2 protein-coding genes are annotated in these 24,676 nt (G+C 52.1%); both read left to right on the forward strand.

Annotation, left to right across the window (positions count from 1 at the left end; genetic code table 11):
* Positions 1 to 83: 83 nt before the first annotated feature.
* Positions 84 to 11,831, forward strand: a complete 11,748-nt coding sequence (locus GSF01_RS06905; protein WP_235941328.1) for a non-ribosomal peptide synthetase — start codon at positions 84 to 86, stop codon at positions 11,829 to 11,831.
* Positions 11,832 to 11,921: 90 nt separating this feature from the next.
* Positions 11,922 to 24,647, forward strand: a complete 12,726-nt coding sequence (locus GSF01_RS06910; RefSeq protein ID WP_159882308.1) for a non-ribosomal peptide synthetase — start codon at positions 11,922 to 11,924, stop codon at positions 24,645 to 24,647.
* The last annotated feature ends 29 nt before the right edge of the window (positions 24,648 to 24,676 follow it).

The following is a 24,676-nucleotide window of genomic DNA, read 5'->3' on the forward strand; positions in this document are numbered from 1 at the left end:
CGAAGTGCAAATCTGCCTTCTTCCGTTCGAACCGGCCGGTATTCCGGCCGGATTCGGCTGAAGATAGGACAAAAGGGTGATGAATGATGATGATCCGACCGGAGGAAACGATATCACCGGAAACCAGAGTCGACCGATCTGGCGAATACTGGAAAAACCTAGCGTTGACAGATGTGGATCGGGTGGCCGTACCTCACGATTTCTTTTCCGGGGGCAAATACGAGAAACAGCTCTTAACCTATTCGATCGACGGGGCGTTGTTCGAACAGTTGAACGCTTTGGCCCGCCAACAGGACCTGCCTCTTTTCGTGGTGTTTCTGACTGCACTTTACATAGAATTGTACAAATACAGCAACCAGGAAGCCTATGTGATCGGGATTCCGCCTTATGCGGGGTCTGCGAAAGAGGACCTTCCTCTCCACAACGCCATACTTCCGGTAAAGAGCGGAATCCATCGCGATATGACTGTCAGGCAGCTGCTGCAAGCTGTACAAGAGCATGTGTTAGTGACCTATGAAAACCAATTCTGCGATGTGCAGCAGATAATGAGTAACGCCGGCATCCGCCAAGATCTCATGGAGCTGCCTGCCGCTTCCATTGCTTTCAACACCTTGCACAACCCCGTGGATGTCGATGCGATATGCGCATCCTCCGGAAACCAAGTAACCGTATGTCTGGACAAACAGCAACAGTCCCTGGAACTAAAGCTCGTTTATAATGCCAAACTATATCACAAAGAGACCATCCGGCTTTTTCTTGCCAGATATATCAATATCATTACTGACACCGTCTCCGATCTGGAATTGTGCATCGGGACGATCGATATGATCTCTGAAGAAGAAAAGCAGCAAATTCTGTATGCGTTTAATGACACTTCCGCCGACTATCCGAACCACACAACGGTGCAGCAGCTGTTTGAAGATCAGGTGGCACAAACACCTGATCGGGTTGCGGTCGTTTGCGGAAACGAGAGCTTAACGTACCGAACGCTGAACGGGAAGGCGAACCAGCTTGCCCGGCTGCTTCAAACCAATGGCGTTAAGAACGATCAAGTCGTCGCGATTATGACACATGGCTCTTTGGAGCTTATTATCGGGATCTTGGCGGTATTAAAAGCAGGAGGCGCCTACGTTCCGATCGACGTCAGTTATCCGAAGGAACGGAAGGAATACATGCTTCGCCACTCAGGCGCCAGCCTCGTACTATCCACCCTGGAGCAGATGGGGGAGCTTTCGTTTGAGGGAAGCTTCCTTGATCTGAACGATCATCAGCTTTTTACAGGCGATTCCAGCAATGTACCGTTGTCCGCATCTCCGCGGAATCTGGCATACGTTATTTATACATCCGGCAGCACGGGAAATCCGAAAGGAGTCATGATTGAACACCGCTCCTTGATCAATTATATAAGCTATTGCCAGAAAACCTACAACGGTGACTATCCGTTGTTCAGTTCGATCTCATTCGATTTGACCGTTACGTCGATTTATGTTCCTCTCTTATCCGGACATCAAGTGAAGGTTTACGATACGAACAATAAGCTGGCTTTCATCTCCATTGTAGAGGAACAAGTGGACGTCATGAAGCTGACGCCGGCTCATTTGAGCGTGATCAGCGGGCTGCCAGTCAAGGAGCCTGCCCTATCCAAATTTATCGTCGGGGGCGAGGAGCTATCCTACCCGCTGACGGATCGTATTTACCGTAAGTTTAACGGAAAGGTGGATATCTTTAACGAATATGGACCTACGGAAGCGACCGTAGGTTGCATTGTCTACAAGTACAAGCCGAAGGAGCAGTGGGAAAAAACGCTGCCGATCGGCGTGCCGATCCACAATACAAGAATTTATATTCTCAACGAGCAGCGTCAAATCGCGCCAATTGGCGTCGTAGGCGACCTATGGATTGCTGGAGACGGGCTGGCCCGGGGATATTGGAACAATCCGGGTGCTACCGCTGAGAAGTTTGTCGACGATCCGTTTCGACCAGGCGAGATGATGTACCGCAGCGGCGACATTGCAAGATGGCTGCCCGATGGGAATATTGAATTTTTCGGAAGAGTCGACAATCAGGTGAAGATCCGCGGCTTTCGGATCGAGCTTGGAGAAATTGAAGCAAGATTGCTCGGTCATCCGGATGTGAAAGAAGCCGTCGTCCTTGCCAGGGAAAACGAGCAGAACGAAAAATATTTGTCTGCCTATCTCGTCTTGAGGCCCGGCGCGAGCATATCGGACATCCGAGCTTATTTAAAATCAAATTTGCCTGATTACATGATTCCTCCATACTTGACAAAGCTGGCGCAGATGCCACTCACGAGCAACGGCAAAATCGACCGGAAGTCGCTCCCGGAGCCTGATCTTAACAGCCAAAGAGCAGATGATTACGAGGCTCCAAGAAATGAAGTGGAGGCGAAACTGGCCGATATCTGGTCCGAGGTGCTGGGCGCAGCGAATATTGGAATTACCGATAATTTCTTCGATTTGGGCGGAGATTCCATTAAGGCGATTCGAGTCGTTTCCAAACTTCAAAAATTCGGCTACAAGCTGGAAGTTAAAGAGCTGTTCAGCCACAGCAGCATTAAAGAAGTCAGTGATAAGGTCATCAAGAAGCTGGGCGGCGCCGGTCAAGAAGCCGTTACCGGACAATCGACGCTCACACCGATTCAATCCATGTTCTTCCGGCAGCAGCTCACCGATCAGCACCACTGGAACCAGTCCGTCATGCTGTACAGCCGTGCCCGGCTGCAGGAGGATCTGCTTCGAACCGTCTTTACTCAGATCGTCATCCATCATGATGCACTGAGAATGGTATATCGCACAGAGCATAACCAAATTACACAATTTAATCGGGATACTTCCGGAGAACTGTTCGATTTCAGGGTATTCGACTACCGTAACGAGGAAAGCCCGGAGGAACAAATCCTCGGCCAATGCCAGCTGCTGCAAAGCAGCATAAGCTTGGAGCATGGTCCGCTCGTAAAAGCAGGCTTGTTCCAAACGAAAGAAGGAGACCATCTGATGATCGCGATACACCATCTCGTTGTGGATGGCGTGTCGTGGCGAATTTTGCTCGAGGATTTGACGTTGGGCTACGAGCAGGCCCTTAGCGGCGAGCCTGTTGTGTTTCAGGAGAAGACCGGCTCCTTTCAAGCATGGGCGGCTTACTTGCAGCAGCTGGCGGACAGCGATCTGCTTCAGGAGGAACAGGCGTATTGGGATCGTATTCATGAAGCTGCTTGCCATCCGCTGCCTGTTGATCAGCCGCTCAGCAAAGCTGCCGGCAAGGTGGCCGATCAACGTCAGGTCTCCTGGGAATTGAGCCCGGAGCTCACCGACGATTTGGTCAAGCGGGCGAACCGGGCGTACAATACGGACATTCCCACTCTATTGTTGACGGCATTGGGGCTTGCCATCCAGGCATGGACCGGTGAAGAGCAGATTCTTGTCAATATGGAAGGACACGGAAGGGAAACGCCGGAGGGAGAGTTCGACAGCAGCCGCACCGTCGGCTGGTTTACGACACATTATCCGGTTCTTCTGACTATGGCGCCTTCCTCAAGTATTGCTTATGCCGTTAAACATGTGAAAGAAACGCTGAAGCAAATTCCGCATAAAGGGATCGGCTATGGGGTGCTCCATTACCTCGGCAAGCCGAAAAATTGGAACATCAAGCCTCAAATCAGCTTCAATTATTTAGGACATTATGATGCAGAACTGCAAAACGATAGATTCGAGCTGTCCGGCTTGTCCCCCGGTCCTTCGGTCAGTTTACATGCAGAGCCGCTTTATCAGCTTGATATGATCGGGGAAATATCGAATCAAAGGCTAAAAATGGCCTTGAACTATGACAGCCTACAGTACAAGGACAGTACCATTGAGCATCTCGCCGAGTCATTTATAGGTACCCTCGAGGCGATTGTCCAGCACTGTCTCCATCTGGATCTCCCCGAGCGGACCCCATCGGATTATTCGGCCGGGGATTTGGATCTGGAAGAGCTGGACGCCTTGAAAGCAAAGTACGAAGGCTCCATGAACCTTCGCATCCGAGACATTTATCCTTTGACCCCCATGCAGGAAGGCATGCTGTTTCATTCCCTGATCGATAAGGAATCCGGTGCTTATGTGGAACAAAGGTGCTTCACGATAAAAGGTCGGCTTGACGCAGCGTTATTCGAAGAAAGCTTCGGGCTGCTAATCCAGCGATACGACATTTTACAAGCGCTTATCGTTCATGAAGGACTAAAAAGCCCGAAACAAATCATTGTCGAGAATATGCGGATAAACTTCCGTTATGAAGATCTAAGCGCTATGCCGAGCCAAACGCGAGCGGACGTGGCGGCAGCTTTGGAGATAGCGGATCGAAAACGAGGGTTTCAGCTCAGTGAGGAAGCGTTACTCCGTGCTTCTGTATTCAAAATGAAAGAGGACGAATACAGAGTCGTTTGGAGTTGGCATCACATGATTATGGACGGCTGGTGCAGCGGGATCGTCCTGCATGATTTTTTCACCATCTATGCGGGACTTAAGGAGCGCCGCGACATCGCTTTGAAGGAGCCTGCGCCTTACGCCGCCTACATCCAGTGGCTGCAAAACCAACCAAAAAGCCGGGCAAAGCGGTACTGGGAACGTTATGTCGAAGGATATGAGAATGTTGCTCAAATTCCCGGCCATTCTATCCCGGGCAACAACCCGTCGATCGACAGAGGGAAGCTCGTATTTACGATCGACAAAGAGATGACGGAAGCGCTGGCCAGCCTCGGCAAAAAGGCGCAGGTGACGCTTAACACGGTAACTCAAGCCGTCTGGGGACTGTTGCTGCAAAAGAATACCAACACGAACGATGTGGTGTTCGGCTCGGTTGTGTCCGGTCGGAATGCGGAAGTGGATCGGATCGAGGAGATGGTGGGGCTGTTCATCAACACGATCCCGGTGCGGGTGAAAACGGATGCGGACACCCGGTTTACCGGGCTGCTGCAAAGGATGCAGCAGGACTCGCTGCACGCCTCCAAGTACGACTATTATCCGTTGGCGGATATTCAGTCTTTATCGGAAGTGAAGCGGAAGCTGGTCAATCACATCGTCATTTTCCAAAACTATTATGCTCAGGACCAGGTTCGAAGCATCGAAGCGGATGTGGGCTTGACAATCCACGATGTCGAGGTGTACGAGCAAACGAACTATGACCTGGATGTCATGATCGTCCCGCGCGACGAGTTGACTGTCATGCTTTCGTACAACAAAGCGGTTTACACCGAGCAGCAGGTGGAGACGGTGAAGCAGCAATTTCTGAACATCGTACGGAGCATCGTCCGGGAGCCGGACATTCGCACGGCGCAAATCGGGATCGTGACGGAAGCCGAGGAGCATCTGTTGCGGTATGTGTTTAACGATACGGAAATGGACTATCCGAGAGAGAAAACGCTGCAGCAATTGTTTGAGGAGCAGGCTGAGGCGGAGCCGGAACGGGTCGCCGTGTTGTTTGGCGACGCTAGCTTGACGTATAGGGAGCTCAACGATAAGGCGAACCGGCTCGCGCGCGTGCTGCATAGCGAGGGAGTGGGGGCAGAAACGAGAGTCGGGCTCTTGATCGAGCGGTCGCTGGAGATGATCGTCGGCATACTGGCCATTCTCAAAGCAGGCGGCGCGTATGTGCCGATCGATCCGAGCCATCCGAAGGAGCGGATCGCGTACATGCTGGAGGATGCACAGATCCGGGTGCTGGCGACATCTGGCAAGCTGGCTGGCGAGCTTATAGGAATGCTGGCCTTTACCGGCCGCGTGTTGGACATCACCGATGCGGCTCTGTACGAAGGGCTGGAGGAACCTGGAAATCTGGACATCGAGCGGTCAAGCGACCAACTGGCGTATATCCTCTACACGTCCGGTTCCACTGGCAATCCGAAGGGCGTCATGGTTGAGCACCGGCAGGTGAACAATTTCATTCATGCGATCGTTCGCGCAACGGAGCTGGACCGCTGCGACAGCATCCTGTGCCTGACCACCATCTCCTTCGATATATTCGGGCTGGAGACGCTCGTCCCGCTGACGCATGGCATGAAGGTGGTCCTGACGAGTGAAGAAGAGGGCAACGACGGTGCTGCGCTGGCGGCTCTGCTTGCCAAGCAGCAGGTGCAGGCGATGCAAACCACGCCGTCCCGGTTCAAGCTGCTGCTGGAGGAGCCGGCGTTTGCACAGGCACTCAGCGGTCTGGACACCGTGCTGGTCGGAGGAGAAGAGCTGCCGGCGGCGCTGTGGCAGCAGCTTCGCTCCTACGAACAGCTGAACGTATATAACGTATACGGTCCGACGGAAACGACGATCTGGTCGACCGCCAAGCACATGCGGGGAGAGGAAGTCGGCTTGACGATCGGCGGACCGATCGGGAACACGCACATTTTTATGATGGATAGGCATGGCCGGCTGGCTCCGATTGGGGTGCCAGGAGAGCTGTGCATTGCAGGCGAAGGCGTAGCGCGGGGATACTGGGGCCACGAGGAATTGACGGCGGAGAAATTTGGGAAGCATCCGTTTGTCGAGGGGCAGCGGATGTACCGGACGGGCGACTTGGCACGCTGGCTGCCAAGCGGAGAGATTGAATTCCTGGGCCGGATCGACAACCAGGTGAAAATCCGTGGCCACCGGATTGAGCTGGGCGAAATCGAGACCCGGCTGGCGCGGCATGACGTGGTCAAAGAAGCCGTAGTGATCGCTCGGGCGGTCAAGGGGCAGCAGGAGCTGTGCGCGTACGTGGTTTGTCGTGAGGGCGCGGCAATCGACCAGAGCGAGCTGAAGCGGTACTTGAAGGAAAGCCTGCCGGCCTACATGATCCCGAGCTGGTTCGTGGAGATGGAGGGTATTCCGCTGACGAATAACGGCAAGGTGAACCGCAAAGCGCTGCCGGCGCCGGAATTAAGTGCGCGGGCAGGCAGCGAGTATGAAGCGCCGAGAACAGAAACCGAAAAGAAACTCGCCAAAGTGTGGAGTGAAGTATTAGGCGTTCAACGCGTCGGTGTTCACGATAGCTTCCTCGATTTGGGCGGAGACTCCATCAAAGCGATCCGAATTGTTTCCAAGCTGAGAAAGCATGGATTACGTTTGGACATCAGCGCGCTTTTTCAGCAGGAGAGCCTTCAACAAATCAGTTCTGCCATCACGCTGAATGCATCTGAGATCGAATCCGGTAATGATGATCGAATCCGACAGACGCCTCTTGAAGACTGGACATATGGTTTAAGCGTAGAAGAGCTGAGGGTCGTTAAGGAGAAATACGAAGGCGAACAGGCCTGCTTCATTCAAGCCATTTATCCGTTAACCCCGATGCAGGAAGGCATGCTGTTTCACGCGTTATGGGACAGTAAATCGGGCGCTTATTTTGATCAAAAATCGTTTATCGCCGAAGGTGAGCTCGACATCGGTTTGTTTCAGATTAGCTTTGACCAGCTAGTTGAGCGCTATGATAGTTTGCGAACAGCTATCGAACATGAACGGGTGAAAACGCCAAAACAAATCATCCTTGCCGGCAGAAAAGCAAGCTTCCGGTACGAGGACCTCAGCGCGCTGAAGGAAACGGATCGGGCCGGCTATTTGGAGGATTTCGAAGCCGAAGACAGGGAACGAGGATTTGATCTTTGCGAGGACAGTTTAATCCGCATGAGCGTGTTCAAGCTCGACCGCGAAAGATACAAGGTCATGGTAAGCTCGCACCATATAGTTTTGGATGGCTGGTGCAGAGGCATTATTCTTCAAGATTTCTTGATGATCTACAGCGCGTTGAGCAACGGTCATCGTCTTTCTTTGCAAGAACCGGCGTCTTATGCCTCCTACATCCAGTGGTTAGAGCGGCAGTCCAAAGAAGAGGCCAAGGAGTATTGGCAGGCTTATGTGGAAGGGTATGAAACGATTGCTCAGCTTCCACTGCAAGCTGATGCTGGCGGTGACAGATTTGAGAAAGGGAAGCTCGTATTTACGATCGACAAAGAGATGACGGAAGCGCTGCTCAGCCTCGGCAAAAAGGCGCAGGTGACGTTAAACACGGTAACGCAAGCTGTCTGGGGACTGTTGCTGCAAAAGAATACCAACACGGACGATGTGGTGTTCGGCTCGGTTGTGTCCGGTCGAAATGCGGAAGTGGATCGGATCGAGGAGATGGTGGGGCTGTTCATCAACACGATCCCGGTGCGGGTGAAAACGGATGCGGACACCCGGTTTACCGGGCTGCTGCAAAGGATGCAGCAGGACGCGCTGCACGCCTCCAAGTACGACTATTATCCGTTGGCGGATATTCAGTCTTTATCGGAAGTGAAGCGGAAGCTGGTCAATCACATCGTCATTTTCCAAAACTATTATGCACAGGACGAGGTTCGAAGCATCGAAGCGAATGTGGGCTTGACGATCCACAACGTCGAGGTGCAGGAGCAAACGAACTATGACCTGGATGTCATGATCGTTCCGCGCGACGAGCTGACGGTCATGCTTTCGTACAACAAAGCGGTTTACACCGAGCAGCAGGTGGAGACGGTGAAGCAGCAATTTCTGAACATCGTACGGAGCGTCGTCCGGGATCCGGACATTCGCACGGCGCAAATCGGGATCGTGACGGAAGCCGAGGAGCATCTGCTGCGGCACGTGTTTAACGATACGGAAATGGACTATCCGAGAGAGAAAACGCTGCAGCAATTGTTTGAGGAGCAGGCAGAGGCGGAGCCGGAACGGGTCGCCGTGGTGTTTGGCGACGCCAGTTTGACGTACCGCGAGCTCAACGACAAAGCGAACCGGCTCGCACGTGTGCTGCATTGCGAAGGAGTGGGGGCAGAAACGAGAGTCGGGCTCTTGATCGAGCGGTCGCCGGAGATGATCGTCGGCGTTCTGGCCATTCTCAAGGCAGGTGGAGCGTATGTGCCGATCGATCCGAGCCATCCGAGGGAGCGGATCGCGTACATGCTGGAGGATGCACAAATCCGCGTGCTGGCGACATCTGCCAAGCTGACTGGAGAGCTTATAGGGAAGCTGGCCTTTACCGGCCGCGTGTTGGACATCACCGATGCGGCGCTGTACGAAGGGCCAGGGGAAAGCGGAAACCTAGACTTCCAGCAGTCAAGCGACCAACTGGCGTATATCCTCTACACGTCCGGTTCCACCGGCAATCCGAAGGGCGTCATGGTTGAACATCGGCAGGTGAACAATTTCATTCATGCGATTGTTCGCGCAACAGAGCTGGACCGCTGCGACAGCATCCTGTGCCTGACCACCATCTCCTTCGATATATTCGGGCTGGAGACGCTAGTCCCGCTGACGCATGGCATGAAGGTTGTCCTGACGAGCGAAGAAGAGGGCAACGACGGCTCCTTATTAGCGGCTCTGCTTGCCAAGCAGCAGGTGCAGGCGATGCAAACCACCCCGTCTCGGTTCAAGCTGCTGCTGGAGGAGCCAGCGTTCGCACAAGCGCTCAGCGGTCTGGACACAGTGCTGGTCGGAGGAGAAGAGCTGCCGGCGGCGCTGTGGCAGCAGCTTCGCTCCTACGAACAGCTGAACGTATATAACGTATACGGTCCGACGGAAACGACGATCTGGTCGACCGCCAAGCATATGCGGGGAGAGGAAGTCGGCTTGACGATCGGCGGACCGATCGGGAACACGCACATTTTTATGATGGACAGGCATGGCGGGCTGGTACCGATCGGAGTGCCCGGGGAGCTGTGCATTGCAGGCGAAGGCGTAGCGCGGGGATACTGGGACCGCGAGGAATTGACGGCGGAGAAATTTGGGAAGCATCCGTTTGTCGAGGGGCAGCGGATGTATCGAACGGGCGACCTGGCGCGCTGGCTGCCAAGCGGCGAGATTGAATTCCTGGGTCGAATCGACAACCAAGTGAAAATCCGGGGGCATCGGATTGAGCTGGGCGAGATCGAGACCCGGTTGGCGCGGCATGACACGGTCAAAGAAGCCGTGGTGATCGCAAGAGAAGTCGAGGGACAGCAGGAGCTGTGCGCCTACGTGGTCGGCCGTGAGGGTGTGGCAATCGATCAGACTGAGCTGAAGCGGCACCTGAAGGAAAGCCTTCCGGCCTACATGATCCCGAGCTGGTTCGTGGAGCTGGATAATATTCCGCTGACGAATAACGGCAAGGTGAACCGCAAAGCGCTGCCGGCACCGGACCCGGTTTCTCGGGCAGGCGGCGAGTATGAAGCGCCGCGCAATGAGACTGAAGAAACATTGGCGCGTATCTGGTGCCAGGTGCTGCATGCCGAAACGGTCGGCGTGCATGACCATTTCTTCGATCTGGGCGGACATTCGCTGAAGGCGACGGTGATGGCGGGCGAAATCCACAAGCAGCTGCAAGTCAAGATACCGCTGCGGGAGCTGTTCCAGCGCCCGACGATCCGGGAACTTGGGGAGTACATTGAACAAAGTCTGACTGGAGACGTAACGGGAAGCGGCTTAATAAGAAACGACTTTGCAGGAATCGAGCGCTGCGAGGAGCAGGCGTGGTACGAAGCGTCGTCAGCGCAAAAACGGATGTATACGGTGCAGCAGCTGGACAAGCAGAGCACGGCCTACAACATGCCCGGCGTGTACGAGCTGGAAGGGCAAGCGGACCCGGCCCGCATCGAAGCTGCGCTGCAAGCGCTCGTGCAGCGGCACGAGGCGCTGCGGACGAGCTTTGCGATCCAGGACGGGGAGATTGTGCAGCGAGTCGAAGCGGAGCTAACCTTGAAGCTGGCGCTGCAAGCGGATGAAGGTCTAAGCATCAAGGAAGCGGCCGCGCGGTTTGTGCAGCCGTTCGATCTGGAGCAAGCGCCACTGCTGCGGGCGGAGCTGAGAAGAAGCGAAGGGAAAACGTATCTGCTAATCGACATGCATCATATTATTGCGGACGGCGTCTCCGTAAGCACCATCCTGATGAAGGAATTCGTCAAGCTGTACAACGGGGAACAGCTGGAGGAGCCGCGTCTGCAGTACAAGGATTTTGCCGCCTGGCACAACAAGCAGCTGCGCTCAGGCGAGCTGGAGAAGGAAGAAGCGTACTGGCTGCGCGAATTCGGGGACGAGGTGCCGACGCTGACGCTGAGGCATGACTACGAGCGAGAGGCAGTACCGGGCTTCGAGGGCGAGAAAATCCGGTTCGCGCTGGGAGAAGAAGCGACGCGGGGCTTGCGCGCAGTGGCGAAGGAGCAGGAAAGCACGATGACGATGGTGCTGCTGTCGGTGTTTACGATCTTGCTGTCGAAGTACAGCGGACAGGAGGACATCGTTGTCGGGATGCCGGTCGCGGGAAGGCCGCATACAGATTTGCAGCCGGTGGTCGGGATGTTTGTGAACACACTGGCGCTGCGGACCCGTCCGCAGGGCGGGATCACGTACCGCGCCTACCTGGAAGCGGTCAAGAACACGGCACTCCGCGCGTATGACCACCAGAACTTCCAGCTGGAAGAATTGATCGACAAGCTGAACGTTCGCAGGGAGCCAGGCCGAAATCCATTGTTCGATGTCATGTTCAATATGAACAACATCATAGACGATGAGGTGGGGCATGAGCTGGACGGATTTAGCCTTAAGTCCATTTCCCTGGACGACCGCCTGACCAAAGTTGACCTAAGCATATCCGGGTATGAAACTTCTCTGAACATCGTGCTCCATTTGACATACAGCACCAGGCTCTTCAAGCGACAAAGAATGGAGAGAGCCATTGAAGATTTCATGCTGATCGTCGGTGTCATTTGCAGGAATTCTCATGTCTTACTGAAAGAAATAGATCTTCTGAGCGACGAGGAAAAGAATGCGCTGCTGCAAGAGAAAGAAGAAGTCCACCGCTTGCTAAGCACTGAGTTTGACTTTTAGGACCACTCAAGTAGACGGATAGAGTTAGGGCCATCCATTGACTTAACTCTATCCGTTTCCGCTTCGCAGATTGAAGGACGGAGGTTTGCTATGGAAACCAAGAAAGATACGGATCTTTTGAATGATAATCGTACGGCTTCCTCTTTGTACTGGACTAGCCTGCTGCAGGAGGAGGTTCACATAACCGGGATAAGCTATGATTTTATCTCGGGACGAGGCTATCAAAAGGCTGAAACCATGATTGCCTTTGAGCCCGGCCTAAGTCAGTCTTTACAAGCAATTGCCAAGAACAATGACCTGCTCCTGTACGTCATATTTCTGGCAGCTTTGGATGTCACCTTATACAAATATACGGGCCAGGAAGAACGGTTCATCGGCATGCCCGTATACAGCTCAGGCAAGATCAAAAATAGTGCTGTATCAAACCGCTTGCTCCCCTATCGGACAAAATTCAACGCTGATTTTACGGTCAAGCAGCTATTGAAAGCAACCCAGCAGCATGTGCTGGAAGCCTATGAAAATCAATACGTCGATGTGGACCGGTTGCTGCGAAATTCACAAGCGTTTGGTTCTGTAATGGATATCACACCGATTTGTTTAACGATGAGCAGCATCCATACCGACGACGATATCGATTTTATTTGCAGCTCGAGAAACAATGAACTCAGTTTGTGCCTATACCAATTAGACAACGGGAGCTTTGAAGCTGCGGCCGTCTATAATGCCAATCTCTTTAAGCTGGAGACGATTGAGCTCTTTGGAAGCCGATATGTATCGGTACTCCGTCAAATGCTGAACGGGTTGGATCAACAGGTCTTGCAAATCAGTGCCTTATCTGATCAGGAAAGAACGCAGCTGCTGTACGATTTTACAAACACGAGCACCGAATATCAGGGGCAAAATAAAACCCTGCAGCAGCTCTTTGAAGCTCAAGCCGAACAGACGCCCGACTTGACGGCGATCCGGTTTGAGAATAAGACGGTGACTTACCGGGAAATAAACGAACGTTCGAATGCTCTCGCCAAGCGATTGCAAGCAGAAGGCGTTAAGCCGGAGATGATCGTCGGAATGCTGCTTGAGCGTTCCGTCGAAATGGTCGTTGGCATACTAGGCATCCTGAAGGCCGGCGGCGCTTATCTGCCTATCGATCCGAAAAATCCTAAAGAACGAATTGCCTATATACTGGAGGATGCCGGGGCGCAGCTTCTTTTTACAACCAACAACCTAACCACTGATCTGCCCTTCAAAGGAACTATTCTGGATGCGGAAGACACGTCCTTATATGAAGGAGACGCAAGCCCCGTCAAACCTACGGCGGAGCCTGGTCGTTTGGCTTACGTCATATACACCTCGGGAACAACGGGAACGCCCAAAGGGGTCATGGTCGAGCATGGGGCGCTCAGCTTAACTTTGTTGTGGGATCGGGAAGCGTTCGATTACAACAGCGGCGCTGTTTCTCTTCCCATTTTGAATTACGCGTTTGACGGATTTATTACGCAATTATTTGCGCCCTTAATTTCCGGCAGCCAAGTCATACTGCTCCAACGCGATGAGATGACAGATCCGTATGCCATCAGTAAGTACATAAAGCATGTTTCGGTAACCCACTATATCAGCGTGCCCTCGATATACCTAACTGTCGCGGAGCACTTGAATCCGAAGGATGTCCAGCATCTCCGTTTCGTAACTTTAGCTGGCGAAGAGCTTCCAGTGAAATCGATTGAGTATACGAAGCGGCTGAATCCCAGCATCGAAATAATCAACCGGTATGGTCCTTCCGAGAACACGGTGGACACGACGGTCTTCCGGAATGCTGAGCGCAGTGAGTCTATTCTAATCGGCAAACCGGTCCCTAATACAAAAGTATTCATTGTTGATAAGCACCATGAGCTTGTACCCATCAACGTGCCGGGTGAATTATGTATCGGCGGGGATCGCTTGGCACGGGGATACTTGAATCGACCTGATTTGACGAAAGAAAAATTCATCGCAAGCCCGTTCGAACCCGGGAAAAAAATGTACAAAACCGGCGACCTGGCCAGATGGCTGCCCGACGGCAATATCGAATTCCTGGGCAGAATCGACAGCCAGGTGAAGATCAGGGGAATTCGCATTGAACTCCGGGAGATTGAAAACCGACTGCTCAGCCATCCGAATCTCAAAGAGGCGGTCGTTCTGATTAAGGAAAACGAACGACAGGAGAAATACATAGCGGCTTACATCGTAGGAACCGAAGCAACCGAAATCGATCCGGTCTCTCTTAAGTCGTTTTTGAGAGAAGCTTTGCCTGAATATATGGTGCCGGCCTTCGTCATTCAACTGGATCGCATGCCGCTAACCTCTAATGGCAAGATCGATCGGCGGACGCTGCCGAATCCGGATTTTCACGCAGCCGGCGGGCAACCGTATCGTGCTCCGCGTAACGAGACGGAACAGCAGTTGGCCGGCCTCTGGAGTGACGTATTGGGCGAGGAGCGTGTTGGAATCCACGATAATTTCTTCGATTTGGGCGGACATTCGCTTAAGGCGACCATCCTGATCAGCAATCTCCATAAGCAGATGAATAACAAGCTGACGCTGAAGGACTTGTTTCATAATCCGACTATTGCAGAGCTTTCCAGAATCATTGCCGCGAATGCAGAGAGTGCGGAACCGGCTCTTTACGAAACGATTGAGCCGTGCGAGAGCCAGGATAGCTACGAAGCTTCATCTGCCCAAAAGCGCATATATTTGCTGCAACAATTGGATAAGGGCATCGTCTACAACATGCCGGTCGTTTGTGAGGTGGAGGGCGAGATCCAAGCGGAATGTCTGGAGTCGGCTTTTCAACTGCTGATCCGCCGTCATGAATCGCTCCGAACCTCCTTCGAGAACAGAAACGGCGTTATCTTGCAAAACATTCATTCCGACGTGAGTTTTAAGCTGGAGAAAAGAGACGTGCATGGAGCCGGATGGGAAGAGCAGATCAGAGCGTTTGTTCGTACATTTGACTTGGGTCATGCCCCGCTGCTCAGAGTCGAGTTAATTCGCCATAAGGAGCGGACGTATCTGCTGGTCGATATGCACCATATCATTAGCGACGGCGTTTCCATGAAGCTTCTTCTTAAGGAATTTATGGAGCTGTACCAAGACAAGAAGCTGGAGGAGCTTCGCATTCAATACAAAGATTATGCCGCTTGGCAGCATAATCTGATGCATACCGATGAGATGGAGCGGCAAAGGACGTACTGGATCGAACAATTTTCAGGTGAGTTACCTGTTTTGAACCTGCCATGCGACTATGAAAGGCCCATCCTGCAAAGCTTTGAAGGGGACCGGATCGACTTTTCGCTTCCTGAAAAAATGACGGAGCAGGTCAGAAGGCTTGCCCGCGAAGCTGGCGCCACCACCCAGATGGTGATGCTCTCCGCATTCCACATCCTATTGTCCAAGTATAGCGGTCAAGATGATATTGTAATTGGTAGTCCGGTCTCGGGAAGGACGCATGCCGATCTGCAAGGCATCATCGGGATGTTCGTCAATACGTTAGCCCTGCGGAACCGTTCGGATGGCGAGAAGCGCTATTTTGACTTTTTGAAAGAAGTCAAAGAACATGCGCTGGAGGCATTTGTCCATGAAAGTTATCCATATGAAGCTCTGCTGGATCAGCTGCAGATCGCACGCGATCCGAGCCGCAACCCCTTGTTTGATGTCATGCTGAACATGGTCTATGCCGATGACGAAGCGAGAGTAGACATTTCAGGCTTTCGACTCAATCCCATTCCATTGGAAAACCGGCTCTCCAAGTTCGATCTGACTCTTCATGTGACGGAAAGCGAACATAAGTTGAGCTGCAGTATGGAGTACAGCACCAAATTGTTTCGATCGGATACAATTGCCCGCATGGGCCGGCATTTTCAGTATATCGTTACTCAAATATGCACGAATCGTGATGTTACTTTGTCTAGTATTGAGCTCCTGACTGAAACGGATAAATTGCAGATTCTCGAGAAATTCAATGATACGTTCACCGATTTTCCACGCAATCAGACGATCCATGCCCTGTTTGAAACGGCGGCCGCGCAAGCTCCTGACCAAATGGCCGTCGTCTATGGCTCGCAGTCAATGACGTATGGACAATTGAATGAGCGTGCGAATCGACTGGCTCATACGCTGCGAGGGCAAGGTGTACAAGCAGGGGATTCCATCGGTTTGATGACCGAACGCTCGCTGGATATGATCGTGGGCATTCTCGGCATATTGAAAGCGGGGGCAGCTTATGTTCCGCTTGATCCGGATAATCCGGAAGAACGAATCCGTTATATCATCGAAGACTCCGGCATTCATCTGCTGCTTACCCAAACGAGGTTGCAGGACCGTATGTCATTCGAGGGCCAGCGCCTTTTCCTTGACGAACCGCATATCTATGCAGAGGAAACAAGCAATCCTCCAGAATCGGTAACGTCAGATCAACTGGCTTATTTGATTTACACGTCAGGAACAACCGGGAACCCGAAGGGCAATATGACGACACACCGCAATATTGTCCGTGTAGTCAAAGAGACCAATTATTTGGAGCTAGACAGGGAAGACCGGCTGCTCCAGCTTTCCAGCTACGCGTTTGACGGCGCTACCTTTGAAATATTCGGGGCACTGCTGAACGGATCGATGCTGGTGCTCGTATCGAAAGAAACCTTTCTCGATATGGTGAAATTAGCTGACATTATTCAGCGCGATCGCATATCGGTGATGTTCATAACAACGGCATTATTCAATGCCCTTGTGGATGTTAATGCGGATGCGCTGCGCTCGGTTCGTAAAGTTTTGTTTGGCGGGGAGCGAGCTTCCATCCCTCACTTGCGTCGAGCGTATGAAACACTCGGACCGGGCAAGCTGGTGAATGTGTATGGCCCGACCGAAACGACCGTCTTTGCCACCTACTATCCGATCCAGGAGCCGATTCCCGGTCATATGATCAACATCCCGATCGGCAAGCCGATCAGCAACACAAGTGCTTATATTCTAGGAAAACGCGGGGAGTTGCTGCCTGTAGGCGTTTATGGGGAATTGGCGCTTGGCGGCGAGGGGGTTGCCAAAGGCTACCTGAATCGTCTGGACCTTACTGCAGACAAGTTCGTCTGCAATCCGTTTACTCCCGGCCAGCTAATGTATAAGAGCGGGGATATCGCCAGATGGCTGCCGGACGGCAACATTGAGTTTTTACAGAGAGCGGACAGTCAAATCAAAATACGCGGCTTCCGGGTAGAACTGGAGGAAATCGAGAGAAAGCTCGTCAGTTATCCTTCTATTCGCAGTGCAGTCGTCGTAGCTAAAGAAAATGACCGCCACGACAAATATTTATGCGCGTTTGTCACGGTCAGCGATACGTTTGTCAAATCGGACATTATTTCGTATTTGAAGCAGAGTCTGCCCGACTATATGGTGCCGTCGCTGTTGAAGCCTTTGGACCGTCTTCCCTTAACTCCGAACGGCAAGGTCGACAAACGGGCGCTGCCGGATATTTCGTTCGAGGAGCTCGCAGACGGAGCTTATGAACCTCCACGAACGTTGACCGAAGCGAAGCTGGTTGAGCTTTGGCAGAGCGTTCTCGGAGTCCCGCGGATAGGCACGGGTGATTATTTCTTTGAGCTGGGCGGACATTCCCTGAAAGCCGTGCTGCTGGTCGGTAAAATCCATCAAACCTTTCATAAAGAGGTGCCGTTCAAAGCATTTCTCGAAAATCCGACGATCCAAAGCATGGCGAGCTATTTAGACCAAAGCGCCGTCCGCCTGTATGAAGAAATACGCAAATGCGGAGAACAACCCTACTATAAGGCTTCCTCCGCGCAAAAACGAATCTATACGCTCCAACAATTCGAACCAGACAGCACCGCGTATCATATTCCGATTGCATTCGAATTGAGAGGTAAGATCGATAAAGAAAAGCTTGAATATGCGTTGTTCAGGCTTGTAGAAAGGCATGCTTCGCTTCGGACCTCCTTCGAGCTGCTGGATGGAGAGATTGTTCAAAAACGCCATGACCATGTTGATTTCAAACTGCAGGTTACAGCTATGCAGGATGGAGGCATAGAACAGGCGATAACCCGCTTCCTTCGTGTATTTTCCCTGCAGCAGGCACCGCTATTCCGGGCCGAGCTGGTCGAAAGTCCTGCCAACACGTATTTGCTCCTGGATATGCATCATATCGTTTCCGATGGAATGTCCGTCCAAATCTTAATGAAGGATTTTGCAGATCTGTTCCTCGGAAGATCCATGGAACCGCTGCGCATTCAATATCCGGATTATGCCGAATGGCAGCAGCAGGACCTCCAATCGGACAATATGAAGGCGCAGGAGCAGTACTGGATCGCCCAATTCCAAGGTGAGCTTCCGGTATTGAATCTTCCGTATGACTATGAGCGGCCTCTTGTGCAAAGCTTCGAGGGAAATACGATCAGCTTGAGGATGGACGAAGAAGCGACACTTGGTGTAAGAGAGCTTGCGAAGGAAAACGGAATGACGGTTCATATGGTGCTGCTGTCGGCTTTTTACATTCTTTTGTCCAAATACAGCGAGCAGGAAGATATCATCGTGGGTACCCCGGTGGCAGGACGGCCACACGCGGATTTGGAGCAAATGGTGGGGATGTTCGTCAATACCTTGGCCTTGCGTAGCCGCCCGGCCGGATCGAAGAGGTGCGCCGAGTTTATGCAGGAGGTCAAAGATAACTCGCTCCATGCTTATGAGCATCAAAGCTATCCGTTTGAGGATTTGCTGGAACGGGTGAAGGTAGTCCGGGATGTGAGCCGGAACCCTTTGTTTGATGTTATGTTTGCGATGAATACAGTGGACATGAATAACAGCCTCGATCTGGAGCTGGAAGGAATGATCATGGACGCTATCAAATTCAATGGAAACATGTCCAAATTCGACATAAGCTTAGATGTGCTGGAGAAACAACAAACCTTGGAATTAAGCTTTGAATATTCCACCAAACTGTTTGAAGAGACAACGATCAAGCGAATGGGCTTTCATTACATGGAGATTGTCAAAGGTTTATGCCAAGACCCTAACAGAACGATCTCCGAACTGGAAATGATCACTCCGGCCGAACAAATAACGTTGCTAACAGATTTCGCAACATCGGTTTTTGGCGGAGAATCTGAACAAGAATATACGTTCCTAGAATACTTTGAAGCGCAGTCAGAGCAGATTCCGGAACAGGTGGCTGTCGTATCTGCAAATGAACATTTGACATACCTGGAGGTGAACGAACAAGCCAATAGACTTGCTCGAACACTTCGGGCAGCCGGTGTAGGACGCGACACGATCGTTTGCATCCTGGCAGATCGTTCCCTGCATCTGATTGTCAGCATACTAGCCGTTTGGAAGGCGGGCGGCGCCTATGTTCCGATTGATTCCGATTACCCGGCGGAACGAATTCAATTCATGCTGGAGGACAGTCAGGCTGCCGTACTGTTGACCCAATCTTCCCTGAAAAACCAATTGGATACTTGGGGCGCAGGAAATACGTCACACCATGCTGTGCTCTGCCTTGACGACCCGGGTATATATAGTCATGATGCATCGAATTTATCGCATATCCACAAGCCCAGCGATCTTGCTTATATGATTTATACGTCGGGCACGACGGGACGCCCGAAAGGCGTCATGCTCGAGCATCGGAATCTGATGAACACGGCTTACGCGTCCCGTAGAGAATACCGGCTAACGGAATTTCCGGTTCGGCTGCTTCAAGTAGCCAGCTTTGCCTTTGACGTGTTCGTTGGAGATATTGTGCGCACGTTGTTTAATGGCGGCCTGATGGTGCTTTGCCCTCAGGAGGATCGACTCGAACCGGTTCGCTTGTATGGCTGGATCCGAGATTACCAGATTACGGTATTGGAATCTACGCCTGCACTAGTAGTCCCGTTTATGGCCTATATTCATGAGAACAAGCTGGAGGTCGGCTCCTTGCGGCTTCTCATTATTGGGTCCGACAGCTTCAGCGTGCGCGACTACCGGACGCTGCAGGAGCGATTCGGATCGCAATTCCGCATTATGAACTCCTACGGCGTGACGGAAGCGGCTATCGACTCCAGCTATTATGACGAGCCGTCGGACAACCTGCCGGCCGGCGGGAATGTACCCATCGGCAAGCCGCGGCTGAACGCACGCTTTTATATTTTGGATGCTTCGCTTCACCCGGTCCCGGTCGGTCTGAAGGGCGAGCTGTGCATCGGAGGTGCAGGCGTCGCCAGAGGGTACTGGAACCGCCAGGAACTGACGGAGCAAAAATTTGTTCCGAACCCGTACGTACCGGGAGAACGATTATATCGTACCGGGGATTTGGCCCGCTGGCTGCCGGACGGCAACGTCGATTTTATTGGGCGAATCGATAATCAGGTGAAAATCCGGGGGTACCGAATCGAACTGGGTGAAATCGAGAATCGGCTTCTGCAAGCCGCCTCTGTACAGGAAGCGCTGGTGATCGGTATGACTGCCGGGGAAGGGGAAACCGTGCTTTGCGCCTATTTTGTAGCGGGCGAGAAGCTTTACCCAAGCGCCTTGAGAAAAGAACTGGCGCAGGATCTCCCAGGTTACATGATTCCTTCGTATATTATCCAGTTGGAGGATATGCCGCTTACCCCCAATGGCAAGCTGGACCGCAAAAGGCTGCCTGTACCGGACCGCAAGCTGCATGAAGCAGCGGAGTATGTCGCGCCGCGGACCTCTCTCGAAGCGAAACTGGCTAGCCTATGGCAAGAGGTGCTCGGGCTGGAGAGAGTCGGGATGACGGATAACTTCTTCGAGCTTGGAGGGCACTCGCTGCGCGCAACGGTGCTCGTCGGTAAGATCCGAAAGGAAATGAATGTCGATTATCCGCTGAGAGATGTATTCCGGTGGTCGACGGTTGAGGACATGGCCCGAACGATAGCAGATATGGAGGAGCCATCCAAGAATAAGCCCTTGAATGCTTCCATTCCTGTAATTCCCGAACGGGCGTATTATCCGGTTTCTTCTGCCCAAAAGCGCCTTTTCATTCTCCACCAGCTCGATGGAGGCGAACAGAGCTACAATATGACGGGTATGCTGCTGCTTGAAGGGAAGCTGGATGTGCCGCGGTTCAAGGAAGCATTCCATCAATTGATAGAGCGTCACGAAACGCTTCGTACCGGCTTTGAGCTTCTAAACGGAGAACCGGTGCAGCGGATTTACCGCACCATAGATTTCGACATGGAGCATATCCTCGCCAAGGAAGAGAATGCAAGGGATATCGTACAGGCATTTGCCCGCTCATTTGATTTGGCCGCTCCTCCACTACTTCGTGCAGGATTGATTGAGCTGGCCGAAGACCGGCATATTCTGATGCTGGACATGCATCACATCATCTCGGACGGTGTCTCTACGGCCATTTTGACGAAAGAGTTGAGCTGTTTATACAATGGAGATGGTCTCACGCCGCTTCGCATTCAATATAAAGATTATGCGACTTGGCAGCAAACGGAAGATCAGCTGTTAAAGCGGGACGAAACATACTGGCTTTCCATGCTTGGAGGCGAACTGCCTGTACTTGACCTTCCGACGGATTATGCCCGCCCAGCCGAGAAAAGTTATGAAGGTAACACATGGTCCTTCCAGCTGGACGCAGAGCTTCTCAAACAAGTCAAGCAGCTTGCAGTAACAAGCGGGGCGACTCTGTTCATGGTACTGCAAGCAGCGTATAGCTTACTGCTTCACAACTATTCGGGACAGGAGGACATGGTGATCGGAACGCCGATCGCGGGAAGAATCCATGATGACTTGCAGCCGTTGATCGGGATGTTTGTCAACACGCTTGCTATTCGGCTTTACCCGACCTCAGGCAAGACCTTTTTATCCTATTTGGATGAAGTAAAAGAAACGACGCTGGACGCGTTTGAACACCAGACGTATCCGTTTGAGACATTGGTTGAGAAGCTTCAAGTGAAGAGGGATGTAAGCCGTCATCCGGTTTTTGACACGATGTTTGTCATGCAAAATACAGAACAGGAAGAGCTTACGCTCGAAGGGCTTCGGATTACGCCTTATCCGAACCCGAATCGATTCGCAAGATTTGAATTGACCTTAACGGTGTCAGAAAACCATGACCGGCTGGACTGCCAGTTTGAGTATGCAGCCTCTTTGTACCGGCAGAAGTCGATTGAGCGCATGGCCGCACATTTTGAGCGCTTGCTTACCGCCATTGTGGGTACTCCGGAAGCGGCAATCGGATCGCTTGAGATGCTTACATCGGAAGAGAACGAACAAATTCGCAATGCATTCAATACTGAAATCGCGGATTATCCATCGGACCAAACCATTCACCAGTTGTTTGAAGAGCAAGCCGCGCGTACCCCGGACCATCTGGCAGCCGTGTTTGAGAACCGCAAGCTTACGTACCGGGAGTTAAATGAATGGGCTAATAAGCTCGCTCGAGCACTTAGAGAAGCGGGTATACAAGCCAATCAGCCGATTGGACTCATGGCGGAACGTTCTTTGGAAATGCTCGTTGGCCTATTCGCGATTTTGAAAGCGGGCGGCGCATATGTGCCGGTCGATCCGGGATACCCGGAAGAACGAATCCGTTACATGATCGAAGATTCCGGCATGAACGTACTGCTGACACAGCGGCATTTGCAGCATAACTTGAATTTCAGAGGGACAATTGTGGCGATTGATGATGAATTGACGCTCCATGCGGATGGCTCGAATGTAGAGCCTATCGCCGAGCCGGATCATCTAGCTTACATCATCTACACATCAGGTACGACAGGGCAACCCAAAGGGGTTATGATCGAGCATCGAAGTATCGTCAATACGCTGCTTTGGAAAAAGTCGGCCTATGGCTTCCAACCTGAGGACCGGGCGCTGCAAGTGTTGTCTTTCTCCTTTGATGCGTTCGTCGCTAGTACCTTCACGCCGCTGCTGGCGGGAGCGGCTTTGGTTATGGCCGGGGAAGAAGAGGCGAAAGATCCTGGCGAGATCAGGCGCCTGACCGTGCAGCATGCCGTTACGCATTACACGATGGTGCCTGGCCTGTACTCAGCTGTCCTGGAAATGCTGGCTTCGGCTGACGACTCTTCATCTACCGGCGATGGAGAAGCCGGCAGCTCTCTGAGGGCGGTTACGCTAGGCGGTGAAGCGCTGCGTCCATCACTAGTTACGCGCAGTAAGCAAATCTTGCCCCATGTGCAAATTTTTAACGAATACGGGCCTACGGAATGCAGTGTCATCGCTACCTGCAACCGTGATGTTGATCCGGATGAGCCGATTGCGATCGGACGTCCCATTGCAAACATGCAAGTTCATATTTTGGACCGCAGTGGCAGGTATCAGCCTGTGGGCATACCGGGGGAGCTATACGTCTCCGGGATCGGCTTGGCTCGGGGCTATTGGCGACGGCCAGAGCTGACGGCAGCCTCATTCATAACGCATCCAAACGAAAAGAACGTCAGAATGTACCGGACCGGTGATCTGGCCCGCTGGCTGCCGGACGGCTCACTGGAGTATATGGGCAGGCTGGATGAGCAAGTCAAGATCCGCGGCTATCGGATCGAGCTGGGTGAAGTCGAAGCGATTCTGGCGGGTATGGAAGAAGTGCTGGAATCGGCAGTCATCGCGCTGGAGGACAATTTCGGTGGTCATATGCTGTGCGCCTATTATACAGCTGATCGCCCAATTCCGGCCGATGAGCTAAGAATGAGGTTGAGCCGGAAATTGCCCGCCTATATGCTTCCAGCCCATCTGCTGCAGCTTGAGCGTATGCCTTATACCGTCAACGGCAAACTGGATCGAAAGCAATTGCCTCAGCCCGAGCGCACCGAATGGCTGAAGCCGGAAAGGGCTCCCCGTACAAAGCTGGAGAGGGATTTGGCAGAGATTTGGCGGGATGTGCTGCAGGTACCCCAGGTTGGCATCGACGATAATTTCTTTGATTTAGGCGGCAATTCGTTAAGCTTGATCAACCTTTTATCCCAAATCAACAATCAACTCGAGCTCAGCCTAAAGCTGAACAGCCTATATAACTATCCGACGATACATCAAATTTCACAGTACATCCAGCAGGAAGAATACAGATTGGCATCCGAGGAGGATGGTTTGTACTTGCTGAATGACAAGAAAGATGTTCAAATCTTTGCTTTCCCTCCTGTACTGGGATTAGGCATCTTTTATAGTGAAGTCGCTCAGTATCTCGATTCGCATTCCTTTTATTCGTTCGATTTTATCGAGAGCGAGGATCGTATTGAGCAGTACGCCGACCTCATCGAGCGCATACAACCGGAAGGTCCCTATGTATTGCTCGGATATTCCGCTGGAGGCAATCTCGCTTTTGAGGTTGCTGTTGAGCTCCAAATACGGAATCATCACGTTTCGGATTTGATTTTGATCGACAGCTATAAAATGGACAACATGACCGCAAAAATTCAATCCGAAGATCAACAAAACTTGTATAATCAAATTATAGAAGAAGCTAGGCACCATCCGTTTTATCAAAACTTGCTCGAAACCGATTTTTTCAAACAAAAAATAAAGAACAAAATCATAGCATACACAACCTACTTGCATGGCTTGTTCAATACAAACACGATTTGTGCAAATATTCATTTTGTGGAGGCTGAAAAGGATCGTGAGGCTTTGGAAGTAAGCAGTTCCATGGACGATCCATTCCACTGGCAAAATTTCACCGTTGCACATTACCGAAGATATCAAGGCTCCGGATCTCACGGGGATATGATGGATCCCGAGCACCTGCAGCACAATATGTCGATCATTTCGCAAATTTTAATGTCGAGTTGCCCTGTGACTGTTGTTTAACAGGACTAGCAAAGATGAATAAGAAGGGG

The sequence above is a fragment of the Paenibacillus puerhi genome (assembly GCF_009846885.1).
In the GTDB taxonomy this organism is placed as follows: Bacteria; Bacillota; Bacilli; order Paenibacillales; family NBRC-103111; genus Paenibacillus_G; species Paenibacillus_G puerhi.

What these genes read in the sequence shown, in the direction of transcription:
- GSF01_RS06910 (WP_159882308.1), top strand. Translation starts at nt 11,922, where the DNA reads ATGGAAACCAAGAAAGATACGGATCTTTTGAATGATAATCGTACGGCT.
- GSF01_RS06905 (WP_235941328.1), top strand. Translation starts at nt 84, where the DNA reads ATGATGATGATCCGACCGGAGGAAACGATATCACCGGAAACCAGAGTC.